Origin of the sequence: Methanobrevibacter sp. 87.7 (genome assembly GCF_002208625.1) — an archaeon.
Taxonomy (GTDB): domain Archaea; phylum Methanobacteriota; class Methanobacteria; order Methanobacteriales; family Methanobacteriaceae; genus Methanarmilla.
Genome location: NZ_MRCT01000103.1, coordinates 1 through 6,917, shown reverse-complemented (window position 1 = coordinate 6,917; position 6,917 = coordinate 1). Strand labels below are relative to the sequence as shown.

Here is a 6,917-nt window from a genome sequence, read left to right as displayed (position 1 = left end):
ATAAAAAGTAATATAAAAGTTTTTTTAAATATAATTTTTAAAAAAAATAAAAATAAACAAAAAATAGTTAAAATAAAATAAAAAAAGACAAAAATAAAATAAAAATAAACAAAAAATAGTTAAAATAAAATAAAAAGCTATAAACAATTAATAAAAAATAATAACTAAAAAAATAAAACTAAAAAGAAGTAAAAAATAGAGATAAAAAATCTCTATAAAAAATTTAGTAACCTAATTTTTTAAGAATTGGTTCAGAACTTACTTGTTGAGCACCTAAAGTTAATTCTTCAGGAGATAATCCCATAGCTAAACCATAAAGTTGTGCTAAGTGTAAAACAGGTAAATCGTATTCGTCACCATATTGTTCTTTAACTTCACCTTGACCTACATCAAATTGTAAGTGGCAGAAAGGACAAACATCTACAATACAGTCAGCACCAGCTTTTTTCATACTTTCAAGTTTTTCATGAGTGAAACTTGTACTTACAGATTTATCTCTAGCTCTTAATCCTCCACCTGCACCACAGCACATCATTTTGTTATCGTAATCGATGGATTTAGCACCTGTGATTTCAACTAATTCATCTAAAATAGATGGGTTTTCTGCATCATCGATTTGTTTTTCAGCAGTAGGTCTTAAGAAGTGGCATCCGTAGTGTACAGCAACATTAAGATCTAAAGGTTTTTCAAATAATTCAGCGATTTTATCTAAACCAACATCATTGTATACTACTTCAGCAAAGTGTCTTACATTAGTGGTACCTTTAAATTGGTGATCACCAGTTTTTGCTAAAATAGCGTTGATTTCATCTCTTTTTTCACTGTTTTCTTTTAACATTTCATTTGCTTCAAATAAAGAACCGAAACAACCATTACATTCTGTGACAATATCGTCACCCATTTCTTCAGCAAGACAAAGGTTACGTGCTGCAACAGCTGCCCAAGTTTTTTGATCGAAAGAACCAAATACACCAGGAGCAGGACAACAAGAAGCTCCTTCCATATCTTTAAGTTCTACACCTAATTTATCAAATAATAATCTGGTAGCTTTTTCTACACCAGGGTAACGGTTATTTAAAATACAACCTAAAAAGTATGCAATTTCCATTAAAATTCCTCCTATAATCCTTCATATCCAATTAATTTATCAAATTCACAGATTTTACAAATATCTTGAACTTCTTTTAAAGCTTCTGGATATTTATGAGTTGTTGGAGGTACTTCAGGAAGACCAATTTCTTTTCTTAAGTTTTTAAATTTATCGTTAATTGGTACTGCGTGACCAGTTTCTATTACGAATTTACCAGTAGCTTTATGTGCATCAGCCATGTAACCAGCGTGAGCAGCTTCGTTACGTGCGAATTTAATAACTTCAACGATTTCAACACTTCTAGGACATCTTTCTTGACAAGTGTAACAAGTAGTACACATCCATAAAGCAGGATCAGAAATAACTTCTTCTCTTAATCCTAATAAACATTTTCTAACAACTTGTCTTACTCTGTAAGGAGTTCTTCTACCAGATGGACAACCTCCACCACAAGTACCACATTGGAAACAGTGATCTACTGTTTCAAGACCTGCATCAATAAATCTTTGTTTGAAATCTTCATCGATGTCATCCATTGTATAAATATCATTATCTTTTAATAAAGTCATATTATCTCTCTCATTATCCATTTCGTTTTCATCTTCAGAATTATCTTCAGATTCAGCTGAAATTTTAACTTCATCAATTTCTTTTTCAGAAGATTCTTCAGGACTAGAAACTTCATTTTCTTCAATAGAAACAGTTTCTTCTTCAGATATTTCTTCATTTTCAGTTACATCCTCAGAATCAGAAATTTCTTCAGTAACTGATTCTTCAGAATTATCTTCAGATTCAATAATTTCTTTTTGGGAAACTTCTGGTTCTTTAACAGAATCATCTATTTGAGTTTCCTCATCAATTGTAGAAGTATTTACTTCTTCAACAGGAGGTTTTACTTCATCATTTGAACTTTTGTGTATCGGTTCAGAAGATTTAATTCCAGAAACACCATTTTTATCAATGGTATTATCAGAAGATGTCTGCTCAGATTTCTCAACTTTAACAGAAGCTTTAACTTTAACAGAAGCTTCTTTAACCTTTTCATCATCTTTATTTTTTCCAAATAAAGATTTAATAAAAGAAAACACAGACATTGAAAAACACACCCTAGGAAAATCACAGGACTAATAAACCTCAAATCCTTAATAGTAATTTTTAACTGAATAATATATAAAGTTTACTAAAAAATTCAAAAGTGTAACCTAAAAGGTTACACTAAATAAAAGAATTTTAAAAAAATACATGAATAATAAAAAAATAAGTTAGACAAATTAATAATAAGATATAAAAAATAATTATAATAATATATAATAATATATACTATAATTAAATTAAAAATCAATAGAATATTATTTAATAAAAAAGATATTTTTATATAAAGTCTATTTAAAGAGGATAAACATGAATAAATTTGAAATTAAATCCCATGATGGACCTGGAAGACTTGGTCGTTTAAATAAAATAAAAACTCCTTTATTAATAAATACTGAAGATTTTAAAATAGCTGATAATCAAGGACTTGCATACAATATTGAAAAAGAATTAGCAGAATGGAGTGTCAATGAAACTATTAAAAAATCCTCAGAAGTAATTAAAAATTCAGATATTGGAGTAATCCAAGGTTCAAAATACATAGATTTACGTATAAAATGTTGTAAAGAATTAGAAAAATTAGGATATAATATGTTTCTAATAGCAAATGGTGATGATTTATTACAACATCCTAAGGATTTAGTTGAATTAATTGTTAAATTAAGAGAAAATCTTAATCCAAATAGTTTTTTAATATTCCCATTTTCAGAATGTTCCTTTATACCATTACTTTCATACATGGGTATTGATGGATTTTTAATAGATTCAGCTAAATATTATAGTTATATGAATGTTCTTATGACACCTACTAAAAATTATGACTTAGAAACATATAGAATATATGAAAATTTAACAAGAGAAGAAATTGAAAAATACAATATGAATACTTTAGATTTAGTATTAAGAGAAGTAAAATGGCATATGAAAAATAGAAGTTTACGTAATTTAGTAGAAGAAAGAGCAAACACAAGTCCTCAAAATATAGCTGCTCTTAAAATACTTGATAAAGAATATGAAGATTATTTACTAAAAAATACACAACTATTTTAAAAATTACAAATTTAATAAAAATTAAAAAATTATTTTATATACAATAAAAAAATAGTATTATATGAATAAAACAAGTTTATTATATATAATAATAAATTTTAATAATTGTAAATAAAACAAGATGATATATATTAATAAATTTTATCATAATAAAAAGTTATTATATATAATATTAATTTTATATCAATTAAATTAAAAAAAAGGGATAGCATGAAAATAACCTTTATAAACCCACCACAAACAGCATCAAAATATAAATTTATGGGAGTAATTGCACCTCCTTTAGGTATGTCATATATTGCTGCAGTACTTGAGAAAAATGATTATGATGTAAGTATAATTGATGCATGTGCATTAGATTATACATTAGAACAATTATCCGATAGAGTTAAAGAAGAAAATCCAGATATAGTATCAATATCTGCACTTACTCCAACTATTGGAAGTGCATTAGAAAGTGCACAAGTAGTTAAAGAAACAATTCCTGAAACTAAAGTAATTTTAGGTGGATATCATCCTACATTTAATTTTGAAGAAACAATACATGATGAAAATGTAGATCTTGTTATACGTGGTGAAGGAGAATACACCATGTTAGATTTAGTCCAAACTATAGAAAAAGGAGGAGATCTATCAAAAGTTAAAGGAATAGTTTACGAAGAAGAAAATGATAATGGAGATAAAATAATGATTGTAACTCCTGATAGAGAACCAATCATGGATTTAGATGAATTTCCATTCCCAGCATTACATCTTCTTCCTATGGATCACTACAAATTATTAAATATGGACACTCATATGAGTACAATGATTACAAGTAGAGGATGTCCAGTACAATGTTCATTTTGTTCTTCTGCAGCAATGCATGGTCGTAAAATCAGAAGAAGAAGTATTAAAAATATTGTAGATGAAATGGAACATTTAAAATATGATTATGGAATAGAAACTATTGCTTTTATGGATGATACTTTTACAATAAACAAAAAAAGAGTAAAAGATCTTTGTAATGAAATTATGAATAGAAACCTTGACATGATGTGGGGTTGTACTGCAAGAGTAGATACCCTAAATGAAGAAGTTCTTGATAAAATGAAACAAGCTGGTTGTATCTGTATATTCATGGGTGTTGAATCAGCAGCCCAAGATGTTCTTGACAGAATGGGTAAAAGAACAAATATTAATAAAATAAAAGAAGCATTTAAAATAGCACGTGAGAAAAAAATCAGAACTATTGCTTCTGTTGCTTTAGGAATGCCTGGAGATACTAAAAAAGCAATGAATAAAACAATTAAATTTGTTCATAGTTTAAAACCAAATTATGCAATATACAGTTTAGCAACACCATATCCAGGAACAAGATTTTATAAAGAAGCATTTGAAAAAAATTTAATTAAAGTTAAAGATTGGTCTAAATTCACCTTAATTTCACCAATTTTAGATACAATTGATTGTTCTGTTAAAGATTTAAGAAAAATACAAGCAAAAGCATTTATTAAATTCTATTTAAGACCACATTATTTAATTAGAGAATTTTTAATAGATGGACCAATGGTTTTAAAAACATTTTATGGTGTTATTAAACAAGTATTCACTAAAATGGTGGAGGAAACACAGATTACAATAAGAGAAACATACATCAAATAAAATCTTAATTAAAACTTTTTGAAAATCTTAACTGATTTTCAATAATTTTATTTAAACTACTTTTATTAATTAAACCTATAACAACAAATTAAAAACTAATTTTCAACAATTAAAAATAAAAAAAACTAATTTTACTAAAAAAAACTAAAAATTAAAAATAAAAAAAAACTAATTTTACTAAAAAAAACTAAAAATTAAAATAAAAAAATAAATTAATAAAAAAACTACATTTTACCTATAAAAACTACAACAAGCTTAAAATTGTAAAATAAAGACTAAGCTATTTAGATATTTAATAAAAAATAATAAACTATTTTTATAATATTTCGTAAATACTAAAATTAATTAATTTAAAAAATGCTTAAAGTTATAATAAAAATAGGTAATTAAAACAAATTATAAATATTAATAAAAACAAAAACTTTACTAATATTTAATTATATTTAAAGAATTTAAGGACATTATACTATGATTGGAAATTTCAGATATAAAATTGCTAAAATGATGGGTAAATTTGGGCAAAAAATAGTTGGATTAAATGGAGGAATGGGAAAAAGTTTTCCTGGTTGGTTATTCCTCAAAATTGGATCATATGAAGCTTTAAATAACTTAGCAAAAGAACCAGAATATGGATCAATTATAATTACTGGAACTAATGGAAAAACAACATCAACTACATTAACAATTAAATTATTGTCAGAAGATACTGAAATATGTTCAAATTTTGAAAGTAACACAATTAATGCAATAGCAACAGGATTACTTAAAGGAAATTCTAAATTAGGAGTATTTGAATATGGAATACGTGATTTTGAACATGGAATTCCTGGAACAGTACAAAGACTTGTAGATCCAGTAGGTGTAGTTTATACAACAATATCAAAAGAACATACACAAGTTCTTGGAGTAAAAAATCCTTTTGAAAAATATTTAGCTGCAAAAACAGAATTAAGTAAAAACATGACAAAAGGCGTTGTAATTGCAAATGCAGATGACCCTAGAACTGCATTTATTGGTAAAAACAAAGAAAAAGATATTCATGTTAATTACTTTGGATTCGATACAGATAATGTAGTTGATATTTTCGAAGATAAACCAATTAAATGTCCAAAATGTGGAAAAGACCTTAAATACACAAAAAGATTCATGAATCATAGAGGAATATATGAATGTGAATGTGGATTTAAAAGACCAGAACCTAATGTTAAATTAACTAACTTTAAATTAGAACCTGAAAGATGGTATATAACAGTAGAAGGGGAAGTATACAATTATACTGTTGATAAAAATGTTTCATTTAAATTTGATACTGATGTTCCAAACTTTGGTATTCATAATTTATACAATGTTATATGTTCTACAACAGTCTATGCTACATTTACACCAAGTCCTGAAAAAATTGAAAAAACAGCAAAAAAAGTATTTTCTAGTTTAACTATGGCAATTTTACCTCCAGGACGTTTCGAAGTAGTGAAACTCAATAATGGTAAATTAATTGGATTAGGTCAAGGAGATAATGGAGATGCACTTAAAGTAAATATATTATGTATGAAACCATATATAAAAGGCCCAGTTGAATTTATTTACACTACTCCAGATGTAGGTGAAGAAGAAGTATTTGAAGATCATCTTGAAGCAATACGTACAATTAAACCAGATCATCTAATTGTTATTCCAGGAAGAGAATCAGTAGATATTGCAAAAGAATATTATAATCAAATTAAAGATGAATTTAATGCAGACTTTTATCCATATCCTTATGATGAAATGAAAAAAAGGATAAATGGAATGTGTGATCTTGTTAAAGAATCAAAATATGATTATATTTTAATGACTGGTTGTGGAGAAGAACAAGCAATGTGGGAACAAATTAAACAAAAAATTAAAAGAGGAAATAAATAAAATTACCTCTTTTATACTATTTTCCAATATATACTTTTTAATAGTTTTTAAAATACTTAATAAATTACTTTTTTTTATACCAATAAGTTTTTAAATTACATAATAAATTACTCTTTTTTAAATTAAAAACTAAATTTAT

At 26.0% G+C, this 6,917-nt stretch carries 4 protein-coding genes and 1 pseudogene; 3 read left to right on the top strand and 2 right to left on the bottom strand.

Annotation, left to right across the window (positions count from 1 at the left end; translation table 11 throughout):
• Positions 1-223: 223 nt before the first annotated feature.
• Together hdrB and hdrC are read right to left on the bottom strand one after the other, a co-directional pair.
• Positions 224-1,108: a CoB--CoM heterodisulfide reductase subunit B gene (gene hdrB, locus BGI41_RS05865; protein ID WP_088539445.1), complete on the bottom strand. Its 885-nt coding sequence runs from the start codon at positions 1,106-1,108 to the stop codon at positions 224-226.
• A gap of 11 nt (positions 1,109-1,119) precedes the next feature.
• Positions 1,120-2,184 carry a CoB--CoM heterodisulfide reductase subunit C gene (gene hdrC / locus BGI41_RS05860; RefSeq protein ID WP_088539443.1) on the bottom strand — a complete coding sequence of 355 codons (1,065 nt, stop codon included), beginning with the start codon at positions 2,182-2,184 and terminating at the stop codon, positions 1,120-1,122.
• 307 nt (positions 2,185-2,491) lie between these two features.
• Here hdrC and BGI41_RS05855 point away from each other — a divergent pair, with 307 nt between their 5' ends.
• The 3 genes and pseudogenes from BGI41_RS05855 to BGI41_RS05845 all read left to right on the top strand — a co-directional run bounded on the left by BGI41_RS05855 (position 2,492) and on the right by BGI41_RS05845 (position 6,778).
• The gene (locus BGI41_RS05855; protein ID WP_088539441.1) at positions 2,492-3,232 is read left to right on the top strand and encodes an archaeosine tRNA-ribosyltransferase; all 741 of its coding nucleotides are present in this window, start codon (positions 2,492-2,494) and stop codon (positions 3,230-3,232) included.
• A 210-nt stretch (positions 3,233-3,442) separates the two neighbouring features.
• A pseudogene (locus BGI41_RS05850) lies at positions 3,443-4,884 on the top strand (B12-binding domain-containing radical SAM protein).
• A gap of 460 nt (positions 4,885-5,344) precedes the next feature.
• Positions 5,345-6,778, top strand: a complete 1,434-nt coding sequence (locus tag BGI41_RS05845) for a Mur ligase family protein (protein ID WP_088539437.1) — start codon at positions 5,345-5,347, stop codon at positions 6,776-6,778.
• Positions 6,779-6,917 lie beyond the last annotated feature (139 nt).

Excerpts from the sequence above, each read along its gene's own strand:
- hdrB (WP_088539445.1), bottom strand. The coding sequence starts at position 1,108 with ATGGAAATTGCATACTTTTTAGGTTGTATTTTAAATAACCGTTACCCT.
- hdrC (WP_088539443.1), bottom strand. The coding sequence starts at position 2,184 with ATGTCTGTGTTTTCTTTTATTAAATCTTTATTTGGAAAAAATAAAGAT.
- BGI41_RS05855 (WP_088539441.1), top strand. The coding sequence starts at position 2,492 with ATGAATAAATTTGAAATTAAATCCCATGATGGACCTGGAAGACTTGGT.
- BGI41_RS05845 (WP_088539437.1), top strand. The coding sequence starts at position 5,345 with ATGATTGGAAATTTCAGATATAAAATTGCTAAAATGATGGGTAAATTT.